The organism is Cyclobacterium sp. 10D3-21, assembly GCF_055809755.1.
This window is the reverse complement of record NZ_CM147924.1, coordinates 6,095,263-6,120,765: the sequence shown is the minus strand read 5'-3', so window position 1 is coordinate 6,120,765 and position 25,503 is coordinate 6,095,263. Positions and strand designations below refer to the sequence as shown.

At 37.7% G+C, this 25,503-nt stretch carries 20 protein-coding genes and 3 pseudogenes; 14 read left to right on the top strand and 9 right to left on the bottom strand.

Features of this window, described 5'->3' with window-relative positions; translation table 11 throughout:
- Positions 1-254: 254 nt before the first annotated feature.
- A complete protein-coding gene (locus AC0L7T_RS23675) occupies positions 255-977 on the bottom strand; it encodes a hypothetical protein (RefSeq protein WP_473338875.1) in 723 nt (240 codons plus the stop codon).
- A 287-nt stretch (positions 978-1,264) separates the two neighbouring features.
- Between AC0L7T_RS23675 and rfbA the strand changes: the two genes are divergently transcribed.
- Both rfbA and AC0L7T_RS23665 read left to right on the top strand, forming a co-directional pair.
- A complete protein-coding gene (rfbA, locus tag AC0L7T_RS23670) occupies positions 1,265-2,128 on the top strand; it encodes a glucose-1-phosphate thymidylyltransferase RfbA (RefSeq protein WP_473338874.1) in 864 nt (287 codons plus the stop codon).
- Between the two features lie 182 nt (positions 2,129-2,310).
- Entirely contained in the window at positions 2,311-2,670 is a 360-nt protein-coding gene (locus tag AC0L7T_RS23665; RefSeq protein WP_473338873.1) for a response regulator, read from the top strand.
- Between the two features lie 71 nt (positions 2,671-2,741).
- Here AC0L7T_RS23665 and AC0L7T_RS23660 read toward each other — a convergent pair whose 3' ends face one another.
- From AC0L7T_RS23660 to AC0L7T_RS23645, 4 genes are all read right to left on the bottom strand, one after another.
- Positions 2,742-4,481 carry a SulP family inorganic anion transporter gene (locus tag AC0L7T_RS23660; RefSeq protein ID WP_473338871.1) on the bottom strand — a complete coding sequence of 580 codons (1,740 nt, stop codon included), beginning with the start codon at positions 4,479-4,481 and terminating at the stop codon, positions 2,742-2,744.
- 222 nt (positions 4,482-4,703) lie between these two features.
- Complete coding sequence (locus tag AC0L7T_RS23655; RefSeq protein ID WP_473338869.1) at positions 4,704-6,194, bottom strand: Ppx/GppA phosphatase family protein; 1,491 nt, start codon at positions 6,192-6,194, stop codon at positions 4,704-4,706.
- A 53-nt stretch (positions 6,195-6,247) separates the two neighbouring features.
- Positions 6,248-6,976, bottom strand: coding sequence for a succinate dehydrogenase/fumarate reductase iron-sulfur subunit (locus AC0L7T_RS23650; protein ID WP_473338868.1), 729 nt, complete (start codon positions 6,974-6,976; stop codon positions 6,248-6,250).
- A complete protein-coding gene (locus tag AC0L7T_RS23645) occupies positions 6,976-8,910 on the bottom strand; it encodes a fumarate reductase/succinate dehydrogenase flavoprotein subunit (protein WP_473338867.1) in 1,935 nt (644 codons plus the stop codon). The genes AC0L7T_RS23650 and AC0L7T_RS23645 overlap by 1 nt, the downstream gene beginning before the upstream one ends.
- Positions 8,911-9,202: 292 nt before the next feature.
- Between AC0L7T_RS23645 and AC0L7T_RS23640 the strand changes: the two genes are divergently transcribed.
- The gene (locus AC0L7T_RS23640) at positions 9,203-10,075 is read left to right on the top strand and encodes a sterol desaturase family protein (RefSeq protein WP_473338866.1); all 873 of its coding nucleotides are present in this window, start codon (positions 9,203-9,205) and stop codon (positions 10,073-10,075) included.
- A gap of 95 nt (positions 10,076-10,170) precedes the next feature.
- Here AC0L7T_RS23640 and AC0L7T_RS23635 read toward each other — a convergent pair whose 3' ends face one another.
- Positions 10,171-11,388, bottom strand: a complete 1,218-nt coding sequence (locus AC0L7T_RS23635) for a hypothetical protein (protein WP_473338864.1) — start codon at positions 11,386-11,388, stop codon at positions 10,171-10,173.
- A 335-nt stretch (positions 11,389-11,723) separates the two neighbouring features.
- Here AC0L7T_RS23635 and xerA point away from each other — a divergent pair, with 335 nt between their 5' ends.
- A complete protein-coding gene (gene xerA / locus AC0L7T_RS23630) occupies positions 11,724-12,929 on the top strand; it encodes a site-specific tyrosine recombinase/integron integrase (protein ID WP_473338863.1) in 1,206 nt (401 codons plus the stop codon).
- A 53-nt stretch (positions 12,930-12,982) separates the two neighbouring features.
- Positions 12,983-14,983, top strand: a complete 2,001-nt coding sequence (locus tag AC0L7T_RS23625) for a serine hydrolase domain-containing protein (RefSeq protein ID WP_473338862.1) — start codon at positions 12,983-12,985, stop codon at positions 14,981-14,983.
- A gap of 294 nt (positions 14,984-15,277) precedes the next feature.
- Here AC0L7T_RS23625 and AC0L7T_RS23620 read toward each other — a convergent pair.
- Positions 15,278-15,696, bottom strand: a pseudogene (locus tag AC0L7T_RS23620) (transposase); the annotation flags it as partial.
- 39 nt (positions 15,697-15,735) lie between these two features.
- On the opposite strand from AC0L7T_RS23620, the gene AC0L7T_RS23615 reads away from it, so the two are divergent.
- Complete coding sequence (locus AC0L7T_RS23615; protein WP_473338860.1) at positions 15,736-16,008, top strand: GIY-YIG nuclease family protein; 273 nt, start codon at positions 15,736-15,738, stop codon at positions 16,006-16,008.
- Here the strand turns inward: AC0L7T_RS23615 and AC0L7T_RS23610 are convergent.
- Together AC0L7T_RS23610 and AC0L7T_RS23605 are read right to left on the bottom strand one after the other, a co-directional pair.
- Positions 16,009-16,780: pseudogene (locus AC0L7T_RS23610) on the bottom strand (IS91 family transposase); the annotation flags it as partial.
- Positions 16,781-16,797: 17 nt separating this feature from the next.
- A pseudogene (locus tag AC0L7T_RS23605) lies at positions 16,798-17,601 on the bottom strand (tyrosine-type recombinase/integrase).
- A 434-nt stretch (positions 17,602-18,035) separates the two neighbouring features.
- Between AC0L7T_RS23605 and AC0L7T_RS23600 the strand changes: the two are divergent.
- The 8 genes from AC0L7T_RS23600 (at position 18,036) to AC0L7T_RS23565 (ending at position 25,272) form a co-directional block, all read left to right on the top strand.
- A complete protein-coding gene (locus AC0L7T_RS23600; RefSeq protein ID WP_473338858.1) occupies positions 18,036-18,776 on the top strand; it encodes a hypothetical protein in 741 nt (246 codons plus the stop codon).
- A 206-nt stretch (positions 18,777-18,982) separates the two neighbouring features.
- Positions 18,983-19,576, top strand: coding sequence for a DUF4412 domain-containing protein (locus tag AC0L7T_RS23595; RefSeq protein WP_473338857.1), 594 nt, complete (start codon positions 18,983-18,985; stop codon positions 19,574-19,576).
- A gap of 314 nt (positions 19,577-19,890) precedes the next feature.
- Positions 19,891-20,199 carry a hypothetical protein gene (locus AC0L7T_RS23590; RefSeq protein WP_473338855.1) on the top strand — a complete coding sequence of 103 codons (309 nt, stop codon included), beginning with the start codon at positions 19,891-19,893 and terminating at the stop codon, positions 20,197-20,199.
- A 54-nt stretch (positions 20,200-20,253) separates the two neighbouring features.
- Complete coding sequence (locus AC0L7T_RS23585) at positions 20,254-20,496, top strand: hypothetical protein (protein WP_473338854.1); 243 nt, start codon at positions 20,254-20,256, stop codon at positions 20,494-20,496.
- Complete coding sequence (locus tag AC0L7T_RS23580) at positions 20,493-20,870, top strand: PIN domain-containing protein (protein ID WP_473338852.1); 378 nt, start codon at positions 20,493-20,495, stop codon at positions 20,868-20,870. The genes AC0L7T_RS23585 and AC0L7T_RS23580 overlap by 4 nt, the downstream gene beginning before the upstream one ends.
- A gap of 224 nt (positions 20,871-21,094) precedes the next feature.
- Entirely contained in the window at positions 21,095-22,108 is a 1,014-nt protein-coding gene (locus tag AC0L7T_RS23575) for a PDDEXK nuclease domain-containing protein (RefSeq protein ID WP_473338851.1), read from the top strand.
- A gap of 210 nt (positions 22,109-22,318) precedes the next feature.
- Positions 22,319-23,608: an SGNH/GDSL hydrolase family protein gene (locus AC0L7T_RS23570; protein ID WP_473338849.1), complete on the top strand. Its 1,290-nt coding sequence runs from the start codon at positions 22,319-22,321 to the stop codon at positions 23,606-23,608.
- 1,304 nt (positions 23,609-24,912) lie between these two features.
- Entirely contained in the window at positions 24,913-25,272 is a 360-nt protein-coding gene (locus tag AC0L7T_RS23565; protein WP_473338848.1) for a hypothetical protein, read from the top strand.
- Positions 25,273-25,503: the final 231 nt, after the last annotated feature.

Sequence of the window (25,503 nt, the reverse complement as noted above, 5' to 3'; positions counted from 1 at the left end):
AATAAGAGAGCAAATAAGGACTGTGATTTATTTGGATTGAGGGCAGCAGTTGAAAATAAACAATTCTTCAATCAGTGGAATGAAATCACCTGGTATTAAATTGTCGAAAGGGACTGGTGTAAAAATCTTTCCTTTGACTATTTTTTTTTAAAAAAAGTATAAAAGCCAAAAGTCGTTATTAGGGAATGACTTTTCCTCCTAAAATGAAGACTTTGATATTGGATAGTTTTAACCTGTTCAATAAGCTTGAAAACTTAATAAACTGGTTTAAATGGGTTGAGGTATCTTCTTATTACAATCTGTCCAATTAAAGGATGGTCATTGAGTCGGTTAAAACCTTCATTGCCATCAAGTGTATCAGAAAAGGTAAGCATCAATGTGCCTTCCAAAGCAATGTCGGTGTAAATGTCTAGACGATAGCTTATCCCACCTCTAAATGGGACATAGCTAGTAAGTTGAGTGTCTTTATGATTACTGGTACCGTCAAAATGTACCTTTGTAGTTTGATTAAAATTCATAAGTACACCCAAGCCGGCTCCACCATAAACATTTATTTTTCTTCTTGAGGTGTGATTGTCTGATCCAAAAAGATACAAACTTGGGATAACGTCAAAAAACAAAAGATTGTTCTTACTTGTAATTGCCTGGTCGTTGGAGATCCATGATTGTAAGACTATTGGACTATAATAGTCTAAATCCTGGCTTCGGTACCTTTGGTAACCGATATTGGCTCTCACGTCCAGGTTCCTTAGTAGTTTTCTACCATAGGTAAATGACACACCGGGCCTTACTATAATGTCAAGATTCCTTATGCCGCCGGCATTGTCGGCATAAATTGTTCCTAGCCCCACTCCTGCTTGTAAAAAATTGTTCCTTGGGATTTTTTCTTTATAAAAGTTTTGTCCGTGGGCAGAATTGACATGCAAACCTGTTAACAATAAAAGAAAGAGACAAGACGTAATTAGGGAATTATTCATACTATTTTATAAAAACTGATTAAATTAATTGTTAATCAAGTATTTCTTTAAACGCACAAAAGTACCAATTCTTGCATGGAATTAGTTAAGTTGATGTAAATAAAAATAATTCTTGCAGAAATTCTGCTCTTTATTTAGTAACTTGTTAAGTTTATTATTTGTTTGAAATAGGTATTATATAGTTTAAAAATAGTTTTTATGTGTTTTTTTTAGTGGGTTAGCACCAAAAACCTTTTTTTTTATTTTGTGTGTAATTTTGATATTAATAGCGATAAACTACAGTATTTATGAAAGGAATTATTTTAGCGGGTGGTTCGGGCACTCGTCTCTATCCATTAACCATTGCAGTAAGTAAGCAGTTAATGCCGGTTTATGATAAACCAATGATTTATTACCCATTATCAGTGCTGATGATGGCAGGAATCAATGAAATAATGATTATTACTACGCCAGAGGACAATGAGGCATTTAAAAAACTTCTTGGGGATGGAAGTCAGCTTGGTTGTGAATTTACCTTTGCCATTCAGCCTAGTCCTGATGGTTTGGCTCAAGCCTTTATCATTGGGGAGGAGTTTATAGGTAAAGATAAAGTAGCCCTTATCTTAGGGGACAATATTTTTTATGGTACTGGCTTACAAAATACGCTAAAGGCACACACTGATCCAGATGGAGGTGTGGTTTTTGCTTATCATGTCAATGATCCTCAACGATACGGTGTTGTTCAATTTGATGATGACAATAATGTATTGAGCATAGAAGAGAAGCCAATAACTCCAAAGTCTAATTTTGCAGTTCCTGGCCTCTATTTTTATGACAATGATGTTGTGGAAATTGCCAAAAATATAAAACCAAGCAGTAGGGGCGAGTTAGAAATAACAGATATTAATGTAGCCTATTTGAAAAAGGAAAAACTAAAAGTAGGCATATTGAATAGGGGGACTGCATGGCTGGATACAGGGACGCATCAGTCCTTGCTTCAGGCAGCACAATTCGTCGAAGTAATAGAAGAGAGACAGGGTTTAAAAATAGGTTGTATAGAGGAAATCGCCTTTAGAAATGGGTTTATTAATGCAGAAAACCTTTTGAAAGCGGCAGAAAAGCTAGGTAAAAGTGGGTATGGAGTTTATTTGAGGGGATTGCTTAATAAATAGAGTTCTATTTTAAATGTATTCTTTCAATTGGCTTACCGCTATTAATTGTGTCTAAATACAAAAAACAGTATTTGAATAGCAAAATAAATGATAAAAAATCACCTCTATGTTTGGAGGTGATTTTTTTTTGATTAATTTTACACTATATAAAATGAGGTTTAGTATAGTGTAATTGTATTTCGATGTTGGAAATAGTAATAATTGATGATGATAGGGTAAGTACTTTTGTTACTGAGCAATACATTAAAAAAAGTTTAACTGTACCTTTTAAAATCCATAAATTCTCATCAGCAGTTGGGGTTTCAGGTCAGGTTGCTGCTATCAATCCTAAATATTTGTTTTTGGATTTAATTATGCCTCAAATGACAGGATGGGATTTTTTAGATGAAATAAAAGAAGCTGATATAACTTCTGAAGTATATATATTAAGTGGATCTATGGACTTTTCCGATGTAGAAAAGGCCAACAATAATTCACTGGTAAAGAAATTCCTTCCTAAGCTTACTGTTAAGGAATGTATACCTGAAATTTTCAGGAATTAAAGATTTTTGTAGGGTTTAAGATTAATTATAATCGCAAGCACATAGGCTCTGAACTTTGTTCGGAGCCTATGTTATTTGGTATTATAATTACTTTGCAAGGCGTATGGGCCTAACTTCTGAAGGCTTTTGGCATCTAAATTTTTCTCATAATAAGTGCTAGCTGTATGGGTGTCTAAAAAAACATGGTCTTCCCCTATGGATTCTATCAGGTGCCATTTTACCAATACATCTCTCACAGGACCTTTGGCACCTATAATATAAAGGTCAATGTCATTGTTCCTCCATTCTTTAATCCAGGATTGTATTGACTGTACTCCGGTGCTGTCCAAGCTTGTCACACTTTCCATGTTTAAAAATATCATTTTAATGGGGGCTGCTCTTTCTTTACGCCATTGATTGATTTTATCATTGATATAATCCACATTGGCAAAATAAATTGGCCCATCTATTCTTACAATAAGGAGGTCTTTATTTATTTCCAGATCATTAAATCTTTGAATGTTTCTGAAATTGTTGGTCCCTGGAACTCTGCCCAACTGTGCCATGTGGGGCCTTGAGGCCCTGTAAATCACTAGCATTAAAGAGAGGATCATGCCAGTAAGGATTCCAAACACAATACCCATTGTTAGGGTTACCAGGAAGGTAGCCATAAACATGTAGAAATCTTTCCTGTCTTTGGTCCATAGCTCTATTGGCCCTTTAAAATCTACGATGCTAGAAACCGCCACAATGATTACCGCAGCTAATATAGCATAAGGTAAGTAATAAAAATAGGCGGTAAAAAACACCAAGGTCAGCACAATTAATCCGGCGCTGATTATGGAAGATAAAGGCGTTTTTGCTCCTGACTGATCATTCACTGCAGACCTCGAAAGACCGCCAGTGACAGGGAAACCCCTGATAAAGGAAGTGCTAATATTTGCCATCCCCAAAGCGATAAGTTCTTTGTTCGCATTGATTTGATAATTTTTATGCCTGGCCTGTAAGGTCTTGCCAATCGAAAAACTTTCTGCAAAGCCAACCAAAGCAATTGTAAGGGCAATAGGGAATAAGCTCATCCAGGTGTTCACTTCAAAAGTGGGAAGAGAAAAACCCGGTAACCCACTTGGTACTTCTCCCAAAACAAGTACACCTCTATCTGAAAGCCCCATGAATTTCACCACAACAATACTCAGGACAACTGCAATCAATGACCCGGGAATGGCAGGATGTATTTTCTTTGCATATTTGATGATAACTATCCCTACCAGGCCAATGCCCATTGTCAGCCAGTGGGTTTGGTCAATTGTAGAAAATATACCACTAAAGATGTTTTGGATATGGTTGCTGTTGGGGAAATTAAGTTTTAATAAATTTTTGACTTGACCGAAACCTATTATAAGCGCGGCAGCGGAAGTAAATCCTTTAATTACTGGTTGGGATATAAAATTGACCACAAAACCCAACTTAAACACGCCCATCGAGAATTGAATCAAACCAACCAGAAAGGCTAGGGTGATAGTATAATAAAAATAAGAAAGGTAGCTATCAGGTGACAAGCTACTTATACCGGCCCCTACAAGTAAGGAAATCATTGCACCTGGACCTACTGCTAGTTGCCTGGAACTACCCAGAACTGCATACACAAGCAAAGGTAGCGTCACAGCATATAATCCATGTATTGGGTTCAATCCAGCCAGCATCGCATAGGCCATGCCTTGAGGTACAAGTAAAACGCCTACAATAAGCCCAGCCGATACATCGCCGAATAAATTTGACGCCTTATAATTGGGGAGCCATTGTAATATTGAAAGGTTCTTCTTAATGTCCATACCCATCTTTAATTGTCTATCCGCAATATAAATTAAACTCCGCCCAGATTGTGCCAACAAGAATATAAAATGTACGATGTATAGCTTGCTGAAATCAGCCAATTTTGGTTTTAACCAGGGATTTCCTACTGTCTTATTTTTTTGGCGAAAACATACAATTGTCTACAAATTTCGTGTTGTTTTAATGGCTATTGCGTGATTTTTATAACTTGGGTATTCAATTTATCCAACCATTAATACAATATCCTTCTTTAAATACTTCGCCAAGGTGTCTGCATACCGTTGAGCTTCCCAGATCTCAAGGTCCATGTTTTCTTCACCAAAGACTTTTATTTCCAATAAGTCCGCCTTCTCCTCACAGTGAATATTTTGCACCCATTGGTTTTTTGTTTTGTCCAAGCCTATTGCAATCCTAAGAATTCCGGCCAAAAGTTTAAGCTTTTTCTTCTGAGGTTTATCCAGTTTTCGGTATTTTTTTTGGCTTTTGCCAGGACCTTTTTTCCTGTGGTACCTTGCCAGGTGTCCCAATAAGAACACCTCATCATTGGTGAAGCCCCTAAGTTGACTATTTTTGATCAAGTACCTGGAATGCTTGTGATAATCCTGAAAGGTCACAAATAAGCCAATGTCATAGATAAGCGCCGCATGGGAGATCAGGTCTCTTTCATAATTGTCCGCTTCATGCAGGTGCTTGAGCTGATCGAATAATTGCAGCGCAATTTTCATGACATGCCTTTTCTCCATGAGGTCTGTATCGTATTTTATCGCCAAACGAATACAACTTTTCTCTTTAAGGCTTTTTCCCTGACTTACTTCTTCAATTAGTATACCATGCTTCTCTAGGTAGTTAATAATCATTCCATCTCTAAGGGATGCGTCTGAAATGGTAATGACCGAGGCATTAATTTGTGTTAATATCTCTACAAGTAAGATTGCTCCTAGGTGGATTGCATCAGCTCTATTGCTACTTAATCCTGGGATTTCACCACGTTCTTCGGGGCTTGCATCCAGCAATCGATCCCTTAGCTTGATGAGGTCTTTCAATTTAACAGTTTCAGCGTTCACTATTTCTGGTGCGAGATTGTCAACTTTTATCAGACAGGCTTCAGCCAGTGCACGTATGGTTCCAGAGGTGCCAATAACCCTATCAAAACCGGTCTGATTGATTTTTTCCACTACGGCACTAGCCGCTTGCTTAATGTGTGCTTTTAGTTCCTTTTGGGTCTTGCCGTTTATCTTCGTTTGGTTTCCAATAAAGTCCCATAAACGCAAAACGCCCAGTTTCATGGAATTGCCATAAAATATTTGGTTTTGATCACCGATGACGGCTTCAGTACTTCCTCCGCCAATGTCTATTACCAATAATTTCTCGTCTTTTATAGCGATAGCTTCTCTTACGGCTAGAAAAATTAATTTAGCTTCCTCTTTTCCGGAAATTAACTGGGGTGAAACACCTGCCTCATGAATTAATCTGTCCAAAAATTCTCTGCCATTTTTTGCTTCCCTGGTGGCACTTGTGGCGGAGACTATAATGTCATCTACTCCATATTGATCTGCTAACTGAACGTATCTCTGGACAGTGGCCACTCCCATGTCCATGGCTTCCTTGCTGAGCTCCTTATTGGCAAAAACACCTACACCAAGCTTTACCATGTTTTTTTCCTGCATAAGGATGTCAAAATGGGTCCTGGATTGAACCTTGACTATAATCATGTGGATACTATTTGTGCCAATATCGATTGCAGCAATATTCATAGGAGGGTGGGTTATCTGAGGAAGGACTTGTTCATAAAGGCAATGTTACTGATGGAAATACCTTGGGGGCATTCTACCTCACAAGCTCCAGTATTTGAGCAGGCACCAAAACCCAATTCATCCATTTTATTTACCATGTCATTTGTTCTTTTATGGTGCTCTATTTTCCCTTGTGGCAATTGGGCCAAATGACTGATCTTGGCAGCGGTGAACAGTGAGGCGCTTCCATTTTTACAAGAGGCAACGCAAGCTCCACAGCCAATACAGGAGGCCGCATCAAACGCTGCTTCCACTGTGTCGCTACTGATTAAGGTTTGGTTGGCTTCCGGTGATTGGCCAGTATTAACCCCTATATAACCTCCTGAAATAATGATTTCATCCAAGGCACTTCTATCCACCTTCAGGTCTTTTTTTACTGGAAATGGACCAGCTCTGAATGGTTCAATATAAATGGTTTCACCATCCTTAAATGAACGCATGTGCAACTGACAAGTGCTGGTATGTCCTCTAGGTCCATGTGCCCTTCCATTGATAAACAGGCCACATTGACCACAAATTCCCTCCCGACAATCGGAATCGAATGAAATGGGATTTTGTCCACTAAGGATAAGGTTTTCGTTGAGCTGATCTAGCATTTCCAGAAAGGACATGTCCGGTGAAATGTCTTTGACGGCATAAGCCACCATTTTTCCATTGACGGCTGTCTGTTCTTGTCTCCAGATTTTTAGTTTGAAATTCATTATTTATAGCTCCTTTCTGTAGGTTTAGTAAATTCAAAATCCAGCACCTCTTTTATTAATATGGGGGCCTTTTCTGATCTTTGCCAGCAAGAGATAAAGTTAAACTCCTCGTCGTTCCGGATGGCCTCTCCATCCTTAGTTTGGTGTTCCATCCTGAAATGTGCACCGCAAGACTCTTCCCTGCTCAATGCATCGATGCACATAAGTTCACCTATTTCAAGATAATCGGCGACACGTCCTGCTTTTTCAAGTTCTTCATTGATGCCATCGGTTTTCATGGGGACTTTTAAGTCCTTATAGAAGGAAGCCTTTAAATTTTTGATAGCCTCAATTGCCATGGTTAAACCTTTCTCCGTACGTGTTAATCCACACTTGTCGTAAAGGATCTTTCCTAGCTCTCTATGGAAATAATCCACTGTTTTATGGCCATTAATTTTGCCAAAATCCTCAAGTTGCTGTTTGACTTGTAGTTCGCTTTCCAGGAAAGCTGGGTCCTCACTGTTTATGGCTTCGGGTTTTCCAGATTGAGCGAGGTAATGGGGGAGGGTTTGAGGCAGGATATAGTAGCCGTCTACGCAAGCTTGTAATAGGGAGTTGGCACCCAGTCGATTGGCACCATGGTCTGAGAAATTGGATTCTCCAATACTAAAAAGGCCAGGGATATTGGTACTTAGTTCGTAATCCACCCAAAGACCTCCCATGGAGAAATGGGCAGCGGGAGAAATTTTCATTGGTTCCTTATAAGCATTGATGCCGGTAATTTTTTCATACATATCGAATAAATTCCCATACTTTTTAGCAATGGCGGCTTTTCCTTGATTGGCCAGGGCGTCTTTAAAATCAAGATAAACGGCATTTTTTAAAGAACCCACGCCATGTCCTGCATCAATCCTTTCTTTTGCAGCTCGCGAAGCGATGTCTCTTGGGGCGAGATTTCCAAAGGAGGGATACCTTCGTTCCAGGTAATAATCCCTTTCTTCTTCAGGAATATCAACCGCTTTTCTATTCTCATTTTTTGTCATAGGCACCCATATTCTCCCATCGTTCCGGAGGGATTCTGACATTAGGGTGAGCTTAGATTGGTAAGCACCGGATTGGGGAAGGCAGGTAGGATGAATTTGTGTCCAACTGGGGCAAGCGGTCCATGCACCTTTTTTATGGGCCCGCCAAATGGCCGATCCATTACAGCCCATTGCCAAAGTGGATAAATAATAGATTTTCCCAAATCCACCTGTTGCCAGTACCACGGCATTGGCAGTATGCCTGGTGATTTCTCCAGTGTCAAGGTTTCTGGCGATAATGCCTTTGGCCACCCCATTGATTAAAACGAGATCCAGCATTTCATGCCTGGTATAGCTGGTGACTTTTTTGGCTTTTACTTGCCGCATCATGGCCTGGTAAGCTCCAAGTAGCAATTGTTGCCCGGTTTGTCCCCTGGCGTAAAAAGTACGGCTTACCTGTACGCCACCAAAAGAACGGTTGCTCAGGTAGCCACTGTACTCCCTGGCAAAAGGAACACCTTGTGCCACTGCCTGGTCGATCAAACTGGCAGAACACTCTGCCAATCGGTAGACATTTGCTTCCCGAGCTCTAAAATCACCTCCTTTCAGTGTATCATAAAACATCCGGTGCACACTGTCGCCATCATTTTTGTAATTTTTCATCGCATTCACCCCTCCCTGAGCGGCTACTGAATGTGCCCTTCTGGGAGAATCCTGAAAACAGAACGTGGAAACATTGTAGCCTAATTCAGCAAGGGATGCCGCAGCGGAAGCTCCTGATAGTCCCGTGCCTACAATGATCACATGGTATTTATTCCGATTATTGGGACTGATGAGCTTTGCCTGGTTTTTAAAATTTGACCATTTGTCTCTTAAGTCACCCTGAGGTACTTTGCTATTGGGGATTTGCTTATTATCCGTACTGAAATACATGCCTGAAAAATTTAGCTATCTGTTTCTACTAGTTAATAATAACAATTTTATACTTTGATCCGATGGCTTTTGCCCTTTAATAATAAGAATTAGTTCAAAATGTGACATTTGTCACGATTATATAGTATAAATCAAGGTAACCTTGTGTAGGGAAATCTGGAACTTGGTACAGGTTTATTTCGGAATAAACCAAATCAAAAAAAAATAGGTTATAAACCTGTCAGTTAATAAGTGAGTTGCCATGTTGATATAAACAGCTTTAATTGATGGGAAAAGTGTTGGGTGTTAAACAATGGAAAAATACATTAAAATAATCGGGGATGCTTATTATGGGTATTTCAATTACCTGCTCAATGAGATTATGTACCCTTCCTGGGAAAATTATTTCTGGTGGCTGGTAGGGCTTTCATTGGTTGTGTGGCTACTGGAATTGGTGTATCCTTGGAGAAAAGAGCAAGCCGCATTTCGAAAAGATTTCTGGTTGGATGGCTTTTATATGTTTTTTAATTTCTTTCTTTTCTCGTTGATTGCTTTTAATGCCATTTCCAATGTTGCCGTGGAGGCATTCAATGATTTTTTGGGGCTTTTTGGTATTGAAAATGTTGTGGCTATAGAAATTGATACCTGGCCTGTTTGGGCGCAATTTTTAACCCTTTTCATAATAGCGGATTTTATTCAATGGAATGTACACCGACTCTTGCATAGGATTCCTGCATTCTGGGAATTTCATAAGGTGCACCATTCGGTGGAGCAAATGGGCTTTGCCGCTCATTTAAGATTCCATTGGATGGAGACTATCCTTTACAAAACAGCGCAATACCTGCCCTTGGCCATGATAGGTTTTGGCCTGACCGATTTTTTTATTGTGCATATTTTCGCAACAGCCGTTGGGCATTTAAACCATGCCAACCTAAAGATAACCTATGGCCCGCTTAAATACCTGTTCAATAATCCCACCATGCATATCTGGCATCATGCCAAGGTGCTACCAAAAGGTCGGTACGGCGTCAATTATGGGCTAACCCTAAGCATATGGGATTACCTATTTGGTACTGCTTATATTCCGCATAACGGGAGAGATATCGACCTTGGCTTTGATGGCATGGAGAAATTCCCCAAAACTTTCTGGCAACAAATCAGCTACCCATTTACCAAGAATAAGTAGGGGATTAGAGGCTTATTGTTCCAAGAATTTTTGTGGTAAAACCGCTGTGATTTAACAGGGATGCTACTTAGTTAAGCTTCAATCGGACTTGTCGATTATTTCAAGTCCCTTAAATAAATGTTTTTCAAACGAATCATTGCCTCAACATAATAATAGTCTGCATAAATGAGCGGCACATCAACTTCTGAATTTGCGGGGAATGCACCAACACTGTGTTTAAGGATGAAACAAGCGTTTTCACCAAGCTTTGCCTGATATGCTGGTGATGAAAGACTTTTTAATTGCTGTTCAGAAAGGGACAGGTATTTTAACGATAGCCTGTTCTCAACATGTTGGCTTAACTCAACCAAGGCAGAACAAATAATTGCAGCAGCTGAGGCATCTTTGGTGGCGTTTGGAATATCGGGCGCATCAAAATCCCAGTACGGAATTTTGTCATTAGGCAAGCGGGGATGGTTTACTATGAATTCAGCAATCGACTTTGCTTGATCTAGGTAACGTTGTTTTCCAGTTTCGCGATACATCATGGTAAACCCATATAATCCCCATGCCTGACCTCGTGCCCAGGAAGAATCATCCGCATACCCCTGAACTGTTTGTTTTTTTCGTGCCTCACCTGTCAAGGTACCGTAATCAACTACGTGGTAGGAGCTATTATCCGACCGAAAATGATTCTTCAATGTTTTATCTGCATGTTCGATCGCAATTTGTAAAAACATAGCGTCGCTGCTGATCCTATAGGCCTTTGTTAGCAACTCCAGGTTCATCATATTTTCAATGTTCACAGGAAATTCCCATCCGTTTTTCTCACTCCGGTCTGACTTGTCCCATGATTGAATGCTACCAACTGTTGAACTATATCGGGTAATTAATGATTTTGCCGTTTGTAAAATCACATCCGCATCATGTCTTTTTCCATTTATCCGATAGGAATTACCAAAGCTACTATTGATTATCCATCCAATATCATGATTGTCAGTTGAAAATTGCAGTGGTTCTAACTCAGATGAAAGCTTGTCAGCCAGGATTTTTAATTTCTCATTTTGTGTATCCGCATACAGGAGCCATAATGATCCAGGAAAAAAGCCAGTTGTCCACCAATAACCACCAATGGTAAGAAGGTTTCCATTCTCATCAGCTGTTCTGGGGAATATATTTGTACCGTCTGCTAACAAATCTCCCATAAGGATGGATTGCTTAACAGCAAAATCTATATTGGCATCTAAATCTTTTACTGTAAAATGCTGTTCCTTTTTAGGTCCCTTGCACATTGAAAAAAGCAGTAAAAAAACACTTAAATATAAATATTTCATTTTAGATTAATTTGTGAGAGGTATTATCAAGGCTGTTTTTAGATTGTCGTTTTACAGTAGATAACAGTTCGTAATTTAAGGGAAAGTTCGAAAATTCAATACCTCAAAAACACGTAAAGTTTCATTCGCCAATTTTCCCATTACAATTCCTGAATCGCTATTTTCTAATAATTTTGAGAACATTTAACCAGGGGGCTGATCTTAAAGCGTTTCACTAAATTATGCCATGGGCTTTTCAAATGTACTTGGAGGAATTTATAACAGCAGTCATTAAAGCTGCTGGGATTTCGCCAATGGAGGAATATTACAATAGATAGAGGCTAAAGGCATAGCAAATGAAATTGGCAAGGCTACGAGGGGTTGGTGATCTGTATAATCCTGAATTTTTGTATCTTGTGGTAATCAATTTTTTCAACCATATGCGTAAGACCATTATTTTGAAAAACGATAGGTTTCAAAAGCTGCCTGTTATACGGCTGGAATTTCCCTATGATTTCGAGTTAAAAGAAACCGTTAAAGGATTTCCGGAATGTAATTGGCACCTAAAAGAGCGGGTTTGGGCTGTTCCTTATACGCCTACTCAGGTATCTGATTTACTACAGTATTTCAAAGAAAAAAAGATTTGGCTGGACTATAGCCAGATTCAGAAGGTAGATTTGCCTGAAAAGAATCCTGACTTACCTGTATTAAATGCTTTTTTGCAATCAGAGATTCAGAAATTTAAAGAATGGCTTCGAAACAGGCGTTATTCCGAATCCACGATTAAGACCTATTCCGAAGCAGTGGCGTTATTTTTTAGGTTTTTGGATAATAAGTCGCCCAGTTCTATTACCAATGAGGATTTGGAGGTTTTTAATAGGGATTACATCATCAGACGGAAGTATTCAGTTTCCTACCAATCCCAAGTGATCAATGGCGTGAAGTTGTATTTCAATATATTGGAAGAGAGGGTATTAAATCCCGAAATTATCAAGCGTCCAAAACAAGCCAAGAGTTTGCCTAATGTATTAAGTAAGAAAGAGGTAAAGGACATCTTACAGTCCTTATCCAATCTTAAGCATCGTTTTATGTTGGTGCTGCTCTATTCATGTGGATTGAGAAGAGGAGAGGTGTTAAACCTACAGGTTGAGCATATTCAATACGATAGGGGTATCATTTTGGTTAAAAATGGGAAAGGCAAAAAAGATAGGATTGTGCGGTTTCCTGAGATGTTACATGGTCTGTATAGGGAATATTTGAAAGCTTATGTACCAAAGAAATATCTGATCGAGGGAAGAGGAGGAGGTCAATACAGTGAAAGAAGCCTGGCAGAAGTATTAAGAGCCGCTGTGGAAAAAGCTGGTATTAAAAAGCCGGTTACTCCGCATTGGTTACGGCATTCCTATGCCACTCATCTACATGAAGGGGGTACGGATATACGGTATATACAAGAGCTACTAGGGCATCAAAGCAGTAGAACCACGGAAATTTATACGCATGTAAGTAACCGGGAAATTAAAGAGATCCGGAGTCCAATAGAGGACATGGATATAAAAATATAAAGCGAAATAAAACTGCGCATATAAACGAGTTCTCACCAATTAAAACTTAGAAAATGAAAAAAAACATCTTCAATTTACTTTTCAATCTAGGCGTCGTTCTTTTTATTTTTCCATTTAGTTTGTTTGCTCATAATGGAGAAAGAGCCGTTGCTTTACCTGTATCAAAAATTACCATTGATGGAAAATCTGGGGATTGGCCAAGTCGCTTAAGTAGGTACGGAATTACAAGGAATAACCCGGAAAATGAAAATGATTTTAGTGCGTTTTTTCGGGTAGGATACAATTTAGAAGAGCAGTCATTATATGTAATTGTTGAAGTAATAGATGATCAACACATTTTGTCTTCTGAAATGGATGTTAAGCTCTTTGGACAAGATGCTCATTGGCTTTTTCTAGATGTAAAACACGAAAGAAAAGGTTCTGGTGTGGCTTTTTACGCATTGAGTGAAAACTCTTTGAATTTAATGCTTAGCAAAAATAGTTGGGACGAGGACGTTCGCGAAGAAAACTTAAATAAAGTTGACCATGCTGTTCATAGAGATGGAAATACTACGACATATGAATGGAAAATCTTTCTGGGCGATGAATTGTATGTGAACAGAACAATTGGTATGGACCACGAAATTATTGATTTGGACAATGATGGTTATTCAATCAAAAGCTGGGGAATATTTGGAGGAAAAAGTTCTATTTCCAATAATTTGGGTGATGTGTTTATAATGGAAGGAGATGCGAAAGAAATGGGAACATTAGAGGGAGCAGTCCAATTAGAAGCTCCTTTCTCTGATATAGTACCATACGGTTTAGAATTGGTCAATATGGACTATCCTGATATGTGGACGCAGTTCCCTTTACTCAGAAAAAAAGAATATGAACTAAACCTTCCGCAGGGAAGGTATCGTATAAGATCAGCATTGATAGGCAATGTCACTAATAAAGATTTGTATTTGAGTTCGAGAGACGATAAGGGTATTGAAGTAGAAGTTGTAAATGGGAGAATAACAACTGCTCCAAATTATGATATAAAAGCTCAAAAGGCTCCTTCATTTTTTTCGTCAAAACAAGGAATTCTTCCTAATTTCAATGCAAATGACACCCTTAAAGTAGATAAATTCTTTAAAGAAGTTATACATCACTATGCCATTCCAGGATTACAACTAGCTTTAATAAAAGATGGAGAAGTTGTCTATTTAGAAAACTACGGAGATGCCAATGCTTATGAAAACGAAAGGGTCACTGAAGATGCCCTTTTTGATGCTGGATCGGTGACAAAGCCTGTTTTCGCGCTTCTTGTTATGAAGCTGGTTGAAGAAGGCGTAATTGATTTGGATTATCCTCTATATAAATACTTACCCTATGATGATATAGCTCACGATTCCGCTTATCATCAATTGACAGCTCGTCACTCACTTACTCATCGTACTGGGTTTCCAAACTGGAGAAATGGACAGTTAAATTTTGTTAACCCTCCAGGTACATTTGGATATTCAGGAGAGGGATTTGTTTATTTATCAAAAGTGGTAGAGAAATTGACCGAAGAGAATATTGAGTCTTTACTGTTAAAATACATAGTAAAACCTTTAGGTATGAAAGATACTTATTTTTCAACTAATAAAGCCTTGATGAAAAAATTAACATTCGGACACGATGATAAATACACTAATGCTTTAAGAATAACAGAGACTCCAAATATGGCTTACTCTATGCATACCAATGCAAAAGAGTTTTCAAAATTCATTATTTCACTTATGAATAGAGATTTATTGGACAAAAACACTTACGATAAAATGTTTGCAAAGCAAGTTGACATTCCAGAAAATTGGTCTGAGGCAAACACTGATTGGAAACAAGGTTTTGGTTTGGGATATCAATTAAAGTACTCACCATTAGGCTTTGCATATGGGCATAGTGGAAGAAATGGCGGCTACGATTGTTCCTTTGAAGTGTATGATGATGCAGGTGTTGCCTATGTTTTCTTTACCAATAGCAGTAATGGTTTTAGGATAAAAAACGTAGTTAGGGAATTCCTAATATCTGGAAACAAAAATAACTAGTGAGAATAACTAAGCATTCTGACGGCTGGAACAGCCTAGTCTGAATGCAATGTTGAACCCTGAGAAATGTTCAGGGTAAACTTCAATGAAACATTGAAGGGGTGTTGGGAGCTTGGTTTACTATGGGGAATGATTTTCTTCTTTTGCTTTTTTAGCGATGTGAGAATGAAAAAGTTTCTGATTTTAAATTGTTCTTTGTCCTAGGGTTCCTTTTTTTAGTATTTATTATTGAATAGGTAAACGGTTTTGGAGTGAATTTTGGGCTGTTATTACCATTTGGACATACCTGTCCCTTTAAGCTAATTGATGCTTATTATTTTGTTTCTTGATTTTGTTAAACCAGTTGGCTGGTGGCCCTCTTTGGTCGAAGCACGCCACTGTATGCAGTTCTCCGGTTTTGCAATAGGAACACTTTTTGAACAGGGAAGCCGGTTTTTTTCCTACTTCTATTACGACCTGACCGATCTGACTGTCGATATTGACCTTATGTGTTGCCTTGAAGGCACTGGCCAGGATTCCATAATGTCTGATCCGGGTAAAACCCTTGGGTAAGATCCCGATTCTCGGGACAAGTTATGTAATGAAAATCTTCTTAGGAATTCAGGAGCTGTTAACCTACAAGTTTCTTTTTTGCCCTCTTTCCGGTAGTTCTTTACCGTAAATTGAACCTCACCGTTTTCAAGTGATCTGATCCGCTGGTTGCTGATGGCAATTTACCCCGTAGGATTTTATTAAATTACGTCAAAAAAAGTATGAGCAAATATTTTTATGTTTACGTTCTTCTTAGTGATTATGATGGGCAGTTTTACACTGGGTATACCTCTGACTTAAAAGCAAGGGTTGAACATCATAACCAAGGTAAAGTGCCATCGACTAACAGGAGAAGGCCATTAAAGCTAATCTATTGGGAAGGATGTTTAAATCAACAGGATGCAACGAGAAGAGAAAAGTATTTGAAGTCAGGAAACGGTAAAAAGTATTTAAGGAATAGAATTTCCAATTACTTCAATAATCCAACGGGGTGAATGAGAATACCTACCCAGGTATTCAATGACCTGTTTTGGGCCGAAGAATGGTTTTTTGCAGTAGATGACCCATTTCTTGGAGAACAATTGCCTTGCAGTGTTCGGGTCCAACAACTTCTTTTCCCTTAGTGCCTGCACCATTCTTGCTCTGAATACGGTAGACATTTTCTTTACCGGAAAAAGAAATCGCCCTTTGGAGAGAGAAGCCTTCCATTTACCGGAAGGTGTTAGACCACCAGCAGGAACAATGCAGTGCAGATGAGGGTGTAAGCTTAGGTTCTGCCCCCATAGCCTGTCCCGAAGCGAAGCGTATCGGGATATGTAACACACTTACCATTCCAGTCTTTGCACCTAGCAACTTGGGGTTGGCAGCAAAGTCCCTGACGACTGACCATGCGGTTTGAAACAGCAGGTGGTAAAGCTCAGAAGGCTTGGTCAATGCTAATTCATTGAGCGTGTCAGGCAAGGTGAACACGACATGAAAGTAAGACGCATTCAACAGATCCTTTTCCCTAGTCTGGATCCAGCGTTCACGTAGGTGTCCTTGACAGCGTGGACAGTGCCTGTTTCGGCAACTGTTATAACTCAGGTGTAGCTTTTTACAATCAGGATTATCGCAACGATCAATATGCCCTCCCATCTCAGCGGTTCGGCAACGCATCAGCGCATAGAGGGTACGGGCTTTCCAAGCATTGGGAGCTATTGCAGGAATATCGTTGTGTAAGGCTCTGATAATATCAGCAAGCTGACAGGCAGAATGCTTATCCCTCATAAAGTTTCTCCAATGGACTAAAAGGAGCCTGCCTGCCGACCCTTGCCATCCCGAGAACGGGACAGGCTATGCAGATAAATTAGCGTTGTATTAATGTCCACATGGCCGAGGAGTTCTTTGAGCGTAAAGATGTCAGTACCCATTTCGAGCAGGTGGGTAGCATAGCTATGCCTAAGAGAGTGAGCGGTAACTTGCTTGAGTATACCACTAGCTCGTCTGGCTTCACGTGCGGCCCACTGCACACCCCTTGCACTAATGGGAACAGTTTCACCAGCACTGTTCTTGCCGTTAAAGAGATATTCGACAGGTTTTTCTACTTCCAAGTACGTTTTAATCCCTCTTGTAAGAAGATCGCAGAGAGGAACATAGCGGTCTTTTCGGCCCCACCCGCAGCCTGGCCCCTTACTAAAACTGTCCACAGGACAGTTTCTTTACGTTCGGTCCTCTTCCCGGATATGGAGCATTTTTCGGTCAAGATCGATATCCGTTATTTTGAGTTTACAACATTCAAAGTTCCGTAGTCCACAGCCATAAAGTAAAGCAAGGATTAGGCGATGTTTGAGTAGCTTTGGGGCTTTTAATAGCTCCTTAACCTCTTGCTGGCTAAGGACGACAGGGAGTTTTTTTGGTCGTTCGATGGAGGGCAGAATGACGCTGCTTTCTTTTCGGTCAAAGATTCGAAAAAGGTAGCGCAGTCCGTAAACGGTGTGTTTAAAGAAACTGTCGGAGGGAGTATTGTGCTTACGCTTGAGGAAATGGAGGTAGTCCTGTATGACTTCGTCGTCAAGTTCAAGCAGATCAGAGTTGAGATGTAGTCCCATATGGGCCAGGCATCGAGCGTAATTGTTGAGAGTGCTTTGACTTTTCCCCGAAATGGTTATTGATCTTCGGAGCCTTTTGAGTTGTAAATCAAATCCCGGAACATTTTCACAGGCTTTTTCAATGATAGATTGCTTTTTTTTTCATAGCTTAAAATGTTTAATATTAACGATAAGTCTAATGTAGGAAGAAACGGCAACAACTGCCGGCTTCCTGCCTTAGCAGGATTCGTTCAACATCACCTCGAATCCAGCGGGCGGTACCGAGTAACTATAAAAATCATTATCTTTAAGAAGTTAGGTGTAGGTTGGAAGAGAACGTTTTCAAATGCCCGCCGTCTCAAAGCTGAATCACGTTACTACACATTTGAAGAAAAATGAAACATAGAATTCTAATAAGTATTTTGACCTTCACTTTTTTCTTGTTCTATCTAAATGTGAATTCACAGAACAATGAAAGGGCTTCGTTAAAATGCAATACAGAAAAAGTCCTTGAGACACATGAGAATATTGACAATATCTCGGAAGACTTAATGTTGAGATTCTTAAAAACATTTGGAGAAGAATGTAAAAACAATGTTGAATTCAGTGAATTTAGTAATGAGACATTATTCAAAGTCATTCAAAATGAACCTGAACTATTTTGCAAGGTCATAGAAAAAAATAATGACCAAATTGACTTCGGATTAATAGTTTCTGAATTAAAAAGCCCACTACATGATTTAATTGACCTCGAATTGGCAATAAAAAAAATTGCAGACACAAAAACCAGTCCTTCCTTGAAAAGTCAAATGATACTTGCAATTAATTCAGCCAATTGGGATGAATCAAAAAAAATAGAGCAATTACAAAATCCGACATTATTATTTTTTCAACCTGACTCGATTCAATTTTATTCAATTGCAAACTCTGAAAACGCTGAAGGTATTTATGAAGTGTCAAGTGACTTTGGATATTATGCAAGTAAAATCCTTGAATTATATCAGGACTCATCATTAAATGTAAATATCAGCGACAATCGACTTTTTATAGCAAACAATGAATTAATAGACAAGTTTGAACAAGAAAGTCTTTATGGAATCATACTCGTTAAAGAAAATGAATTTAAAATTAAAACCGGAGTATTTACAGACATTGGAATACAACAAATGATAAGTGAATATTTTAAAGAGAAATAGAAAAAACGTGTGGTAACAAAATGCAAAATTCATGCGGCTAAAATTTAACAAAACAATATTAACTTCGTAGTAAGTTGCCCACGGCCAGACAGTCTAAACTTCGTTTTCCGGAGCGCCGCACGCATCTTGCATTAAAATTTGGACACAATTAAATTAATACAAAAGCGATAATGAAAAAACTATTTGCAATTTCAATCTTGACACTTGTGTTAACATCCTTCACTTCTGACAAAGAAACTTTTGTAGGAAAAATTCTTTACAATTATTCGTTCACGGACTTAAAAGGTAACGACATCACAGACCAATTAGTACCTTATTTTGGTCGAGAGCAACACTACTTCATCGACAACTGGAATTACAAAGCGTATGATGAAAAAAATTCGTGGATGCAACTATACAATAGTGAAACAAATAGTTACTATTATTTTAATAAGGACAATACCGCTAAAAAATATGACGGTTCGACACAAACTTCACAGAAATTCACAGTAACCAAACTTGACAAAAAGGAAAAAATTGCGGGTTACGACTGTGAATCCATTCAGGTAGAGACAGACAATGCAACCACAATTTATTACTTCAACAAGACCATCAAAACCGACCGTAAGAATTTCATTAAACATAAATTCGGTGAATGGAATAAATATTTAGAAGCGACTGAAGGAGCCTTAAGCTTGAAGTTTGTAATGACTGATCATAAAAATGGTTTCATCTGGACAAGTGTTGCGACCGAAGTATCAAAACAAAATTTGACATCAAGCGACTTTGTATTTCCGACAGACATCAAACTAAAAGATTAACTGTGCATAACATCACCTTGGATACAGCGGTCGGTTCAGAGTAAATAGAAAGTTCAGTATCTTTAAGAAGTTAGGAGTAGCATGGAATAGCACGTCTCTGAAAGCCCGCCGTCTCCAAGCTGAAACACGTTAGCGAAAATTGAATAAAATCCATGGAAAGCAATAATCTCTATCACCACTTTCTGAAATATCTGTTTCTTGGCTTGGGAATAATATTGTTAATCACGAGTATCTTGTCTTGGTTCTTTCCCGAGTTATTCTGGGTAAATGGTGAGAAAATGGAACAAAGCTTCGTTACCACCTTAGTTTTTGGAATGATAGGAATAGTTTGCTTCCCAATATTTATTGCGCTTAAGGATAAGTTTGTAATAGTTAAATTGGGAGGTCAAAATGTAACAATTAAAAAGGGGGAGAATAAAAGAAAAATAAATTGGATGGAAGTAGAATCCCTTTCTCTGATACAGTTTGTTTTCCCTCCTTTGTATAAAATAAAAGTGAAAGGGGATAATAAAGTCTATTGGTTTAACACGGAAAATAAATTTATCATGGCATCAGGATTTATTAAAGATTTAAGTGAGATGGGACGTTTAATTCAGAAAAAGAAAAGAGAATTAGGGGTTTAATTTTCCAAATCATTTGACCATCAATCCATTAATTCCGAAAATTGAAGAAAAAACATGGCAACCCTTACTTTAAATAATAAAACATTGGAAAAGTATTTTGGTATGTTGAAGGGTTTAGATAATCTTTCCAAGAAAAAACTTATCATTAAATTGACCGAGTCACTGGATATAAAAGAAGAGAAGGTGGATTTGCGAACACTTTTTGGAGCCTGGGAAGACGACAAAGATTCTGATGAAATCATTAAAAAAATTAGAGAATCTAGAGTTGAAAAAACAGAAGATCTTGATTTCGAATGAAATATCTATTAGACACAAATATCTGCATCCATTTTTTTAGAGGGAAGTTTGGGATGATAGAAAAGTTTCAGGAGATAGGAACGGAAAATTTTGCTATTTCTGAAGTTACGTTTGCTGAACTAGTATTTGGAGCAGAAAACAGCACTAATCCCAAAAAGAATCTTGAGTTAATAGAAGTTTTTACCAATCAAATTCTAATCCTTCCGATTTTCAGTGCCATTTACATTTATGGAAAAGAAAAAGCTCGATTAAGGTCAATAGGACTGATGATAAGCGATTTTGATCTATTAATCGGATGTACCGCAGTGGATAAGGGGATGATCATGGTGACAGAAAACCTAAAGGAATTGAAAGAATTTCTGAAATTCAATTAGAAAACTGGGTAAAGAGATAAGATAAACTTTCGCTAACATCACCTTGGATACAGCGATGGGGGTCGATTAAATATGAAAATCAGTATCTTTAAGAAGTTAGGTGGGCTGGAAGGGAACGGCTCCTAAAGCCCGCCGTCTTCAAGCTGAATCACGTTAGGGCATATGTATAAAAAAGAAGAGACCTTTCTAGAGTAGGTTATATTTGTAAATAGGTAAATTGAAGAATGATCGAAAAAAGTAATTTTCATCCAGAAATTATTTTGTATAATGAAATCAGTAACCTCATTGAACAAGGCCATTCTAAGGCACTATCTCAAGTAAATAGTACGATGACGTTACTATTTTGGCAAGTAGGTAAGCGGATAAATGATTTCATTTTAGAACATAAACGTGCTGAATATGGTAAACAAATTGTCGTTACACTGTCCCGACAATTAGAAGAACGTTTTGGGCGGAACTTTGAGGAAAAGAATTTAAGGAGAATGCTTCAATTTGCTGATACTTTTCCAAAAACAGAAATAGTCGTTACACTGTCACGATATTTAAGCTGGTCACACTTCTTAGTTTTAATTCCATTAAGATCCTCTGAAAAGATCAATTTTTATGCTCAACGGGTAATAGAAGAACAATTGGGGGTGAGAGGTCTTAGGAAGCAAATAGAACAAAAAACATATGAAAGAACAGAAATAGCAAATACCCAACTGCCAGATAAAAAGCATGATTTATCTAATAAGTTCAAGGACCCTTATTTACTCGATTTTTTAAATCTCCCCTATGGTTATCTAGAAAATGACCTAGAAGCTGCAATCTTAAAGGAGCTTGAGAAATTTATTCTTGAAATTGGAAAAGGGTTTGCATTTATAGAACGACAAAAAAGAATGATAGTTGATGGGGAAGATTATCACCTAGACCTTCTTTTCTATCACCGAAAATTAAAAAGATTGGTTGCTATTGAATTAAAAATTGGAAAATTTCAAGCAAAGCATAAAGGACAAATGGAATTGTACCTAAAATGGCTAAATAGACATGAAAGACAAGATGGTGAAAATGCTCCAGTCGGACTAATTCTTTGTGCAGAAACAAGTAAAGAACAGGTGGAACTTTTAGAAATGCATAAAGATGGAATTATGGTATCAGAGTATTTAACTGACCTACCACCTAAACATGAATTAGAGAAAAAATTACATAAAGCATATATAGAGGCAAAGGAAGTTTTAGGGAAACGTAAACTTATCTGATACAAAGAAAAAGGATGCACAATGCCCTAACATCACCTTGGATACAGCAGGCGGTTCAGAGTAAATGGAAAGTTTACTATATTTAAGAAGTTAGGAGTAGATTGGAAGAGAACGGCTTCGATTGCCCGTCGCCTCCAAGCGGAATCCCGTTACGGGCAAGGAAAACAGTACTGACATTATGCAAAATAAATAATTTAAGTCATCAAGAATATGAAAAGGAAATTTGTACTATCTAGTATTATGTTGATAATCTCTTTACAATGCTTTGCTCAGTGGGAATTGAAAGACACAACTGAATTTTCAGCAAGACAAGGTCTACCTAATTTCTTTGATAAGGTAAATACAAAACAAGACGTTAAAATTGGATTTATAGGAGGTAGTATCACTGCGGCAAATGGTTGGCGACCAAAAATAGTATCTTGGATAGAAGAGCAATACTCCGTAAAAGACTTATTCAGCTACAGTGCCGCAATTGGAGGGACTGACTCTAAATATGGCGTGTTTAGAATTGATGAACAATTACTGAGTAAGTCCGATTTTGACTTGATTATCATCGAATTTGCAGTTAATGATGGCAGTGCAAGTTCCGCTGATGTAGAAAAAAGTATGGAAGGAATGGTGCGTAAAATATGGTCAAAAAATCCATATACAGATATTTGCTTCGTTTATACAGTTAATGCAGCTTCATTATCTGACGGTGAAAACGGTAAAATGAATATGTCTGCGACCAAACACGATTCAATAGCGTCATATTATGACATACCGTCAGTTTTATTGACTCCTCAAATTTTTAATATGATTGAATCAGATTCTGTTGTTTGGTATGACAGCGATTATGACAAAACTACTTTCTTAAACAGTTCTGGACAGTACGTTTTTACAGCAGACAAAGTTCATCCAACAGATTTCGGACACGAAGTTTATAAGGATATTTTAGCAAAATGTTTATTGAAGATAGATACGTTGAGAGGTGTAAAAGAACATATAATAAAGCCTGTATTGATTACTGACAATTATGAAAATACAACGATGATTAAAGGTATAGTAATACAATCAAAAAATTACGATTATGTTGATTCAACTGGACAGTTAAGCTATCTCGACAAATTTAACCCATTAGAAAATCCCTATTTTGTTTCCCAAGACACAAACGCTACTTACCAATTTTCCTTTATAGGGAATGAAATGGGTTTAGATATATTAGTTGGTCCAACAGGAGGAAGGTATATTATTGAGGTCGATGGAGTAAAAAATGATTTTGCTAACTGGGATGGTTATTGTTCTTATTATAGAAAGCAGTCAAGATTTGTGAAATTGAATGAAACGAAGAAGCATATTGTGAAAATTTATCCATCCAGTCAACCTTTAACTTTAGAAGAAAAAAGAAAGTCATTGAATAATGATAGTAGAAAAGCGGACTTTGACGCTAATCCTGAAAAATATGATAAAAACGAATTGATTTTTTCACATATATTTCTGAATGGAACATTGTCTGATTAGTCAACTGATAATAGGTCAAGGAGACCCCATTGATTGGTCGGGGGATAAATATTTTGAAGGTGTTTTTTTATGATGTATTTCCAATAAATTATGGCATTGACAGTATCGCACAATTACAATTAAATGTTAATCCTTCATATCTGATTCAGCAATATGACACTATAAACCAAAATTTAATATTCGACTGGTATAGCGATACCTCGTAATTGACGACAACGTACACGTTGGAATGACTTTAAAATTGTTCATGGATAAATACCCGAATGCAACAGTTCATATTGACATGATTGACAAGAGATATGAGTATTTACATGTTCCAAGTATTTCATATCGACCAGAATTTCTGACAACCGACACTACACGAGTTGCTGACTACGACTATGACCAACCTGAACCTGAATTTAAAGGAATTACAAGACCAAACGTACTAATTGACAGAATTTCAGTGAATTAAAAATAAAAATACTGTACCTAATAACTAAGTATTCTGACGGCTGGCCCTTCGACAAACTTAGGGTACACCTCAATGAATCTGCGACATGCTCAGGGTACACTTCAGTGCCTTGGGAATTAGAGTTACTATGGGGAATGGTTTTCTCCTTTTGTTTTTTTAGCGTTGGGAGATTGAAAATTTACTGCTTTTATTTGTTCTTTGACCTTGGGTTCCTTTTTTCAGTAGCTATTATTCAAAAGGTAAAGGGTTTTGGAGCGAACTTTAGGCTGTTTTTACTCTTTGGACATACCTGTTTTTTTAAGCTAGCTAGCGCTCGTTATTTTGCTACCTGATTTTGTTAAATCAGTTGCCTGGAAGCCCTCTTTGGACGAAGCATGCCACTGTATGTAGTTCTCCGGTTTTGCAATAAGAACACTTTCTGAGCAGGGAAGCTGGTTTTTCCACTACTTGAAGCTTACAATCTTCTAAGCCTTATGCGCTGTAAATCATAGACTGGCACATTTTCACAGGCTTTTCCATTAATAGATTCTTTTTTTTTTAGCCTAAATGTGTAATATTTACAATAAGTTTAGTGAAGGAAGGGACTGCAAAACTTGCCAATTTACTGGCTTAGTAGGATTTGTTAAAACATAAATTTGTATTAAGTCGGGTAGTTGATTATTTATTTTCCTTGACACCGTCTTAATAAATTCAGGATGAAATATTAATGAGCTAAAAAATAATGATTGAAGCTTATACTCTATTATTAAGGACTTAAGATTTGCTTATTTATGGTGTCTTAATTAAATCAACTTTTTCAGATTCCATTTAGATAGCATTGGGATTTTAAAATTCAAATAACCTTTTCAGTATGGATAAAAATTACGTTTCCTATTCAAGTATTTTGATACAATTCATCAAACCTCTTCTCAACGGTTCCGAAACAGAAGAAGAATATTTGGAGAAGGCTAAGATGGGTATAATTGCATGGAATTTTCATGTTTCTGACCAAAACAAATTGCCTTACGATAAAGAGATGAAATCAATTTTGAAACAAATGACTAAAACCAATAGTGAAGGTAGGAAAATGTTGAACTTTCTTGTTTTGAGAAAAGAGGCAAGCTTCTTTAATTATAAGCAGATATTGACAAAGGTGGAGATAAGAAGAAAACCTGATAACTCAACGACGCTTTATATAGAATCCTTTCCTTCCGATAAAATTATGAAATAGCACTTTATCCGGCTTAGGTCAATGTTTTGCTTATTTATTTTGCCATCAATTGGCTGATATCAGAAGGTCTTTATGAACATCGAGAGTGGTACCGCCCCTTATTCCAGCATTATTTGGCCGATATTCTCTTTGTCAGTAATAATTAATGTATTGTTCTGTATTTCGTAATATTTGATTCAGGTAAAACTATTGGTATTTCACTTTTTTTCAAATATTTGAGAACCTGACTAT

Coding starts and splice junctions, on each gene's coding strand:
- AC0L7T_RS23650 (WP_473338868.1), bottom strand. CDS start 6,976: ATGAATTTCAAACTAAAAATCTGGAGACAAGAACAGACAGCCGTCAAT.
- AC0L7T_RS23580 (WP_473338852.1), top strand. CDS start 20,493: ATGAAATATCTATTAGACACAAATATCTGCATCCATTTTTTTAGAGGG.
- AC0L7T_RS23665 (WP_473338873.1), top strand. CDS start 2,311: ATGTTGGAAATAGTAATAATTGATGATGATAGGGTAAGTACTTTTGTT.
- AC0L7T_RS23660 (WP_473338871.1), bottom strand. CDS start 4,481: ATGGACATTAAGAAGAACCTTTCAATATTACAATGGCTCCCCAATTAT.
- AC0L7T_RS23645 (WP_473338867.1), bottom strand. CDS start 8,910: ATGTATTTCAGTACGGATAATAAGCAAATCCCCAATAGCAAAGTACCT.
- AC0L7T_RS23655 (WP_473338869.1), bottom strand. CDS start 6,194: ATGATTATAGTCAAGGTTCAATCCAGGACCCATTTTGACATCCTTATG.
- AC0L7T_RS23625 (WP_473338862.1), top strand. CDS start 12,983: ATGAAAAAAAACATCTTCAATTTACTTTTCAATCTAGGCGTCGTTCTT.
- AC0L7T_RS23565 (WP_473338848.1), top strand. CDS start 24,913: ATGGATAAAAATTACGTTTCCTATTCAAGTATTTTGATACAATTCATC.
- AC0L7T_RS23675 (WP_473338875.1), bottom strand. CDS start 977: ATGAATAATTCCCTAATTACGTCTTGTCTCTTTCTTTTATTGTTAACA.
- AC0L7T_RS23590 (WP_473338855.1), top strand. CDS start 19,891: ATGATAGGAATAGTTTGCTTCCCAATATTTATTGCGCTTAAGGATAAG.
- AC0L7T_RS23575 (WP_473338851.1), top strand. CDS start 21,095: ATGATCGAAAAAAGTAATTTTCATCCAGAAATTATTTTGTATAATGAA.
- rfbA (WP_473338874.1), top strand. CDS start 1,265: ATGAAAGGAATTATTTTAGCGGGTGGTTCGGGCACTCGTCTCTATCCA.
- AC0L7T_RS23585 (WP_473338854.1), top strand. CDS start 20,254: ATGGCAACCCTTACTTTAAATAATAAAACATTGGAAAAGTATTTTGGT.
- AC0L7T_RS23615 (WP_473338860.1), top strand. CDS start 15,736: ATGAGCAAATATTTTTATGTTTACGTTCTTCTTAGTGATTATGATGGG.
- AC0L7T_RS23635 (WP_473338864.1), bottom strand. CDS start 11,388: ATGAAATATTTATATTTAAGTGTTTTTTTACTGCTTTTTTCAATGTGC.
- AC0L7T_RS23570 (WP_473338849.1), top strand. CDS start 22,319: ATGAAAAGGAAATTTGTACTATCTAGTATTATGTTGATAATCTCTTTA.
- xerA (WP_473338863.1), top strand. CDS start 11,724: ATGAAATTGGCAAGGCTACGAGGGGTTGGTGATCTGTATAATCCTGAA.
- AC0L7T_RS23640 (WP_473338866.1), top strand. CDS start 9,203: ATGGAAAAATACATTAAAATAATCGGGGATGCTTATTATGGGTATTTC.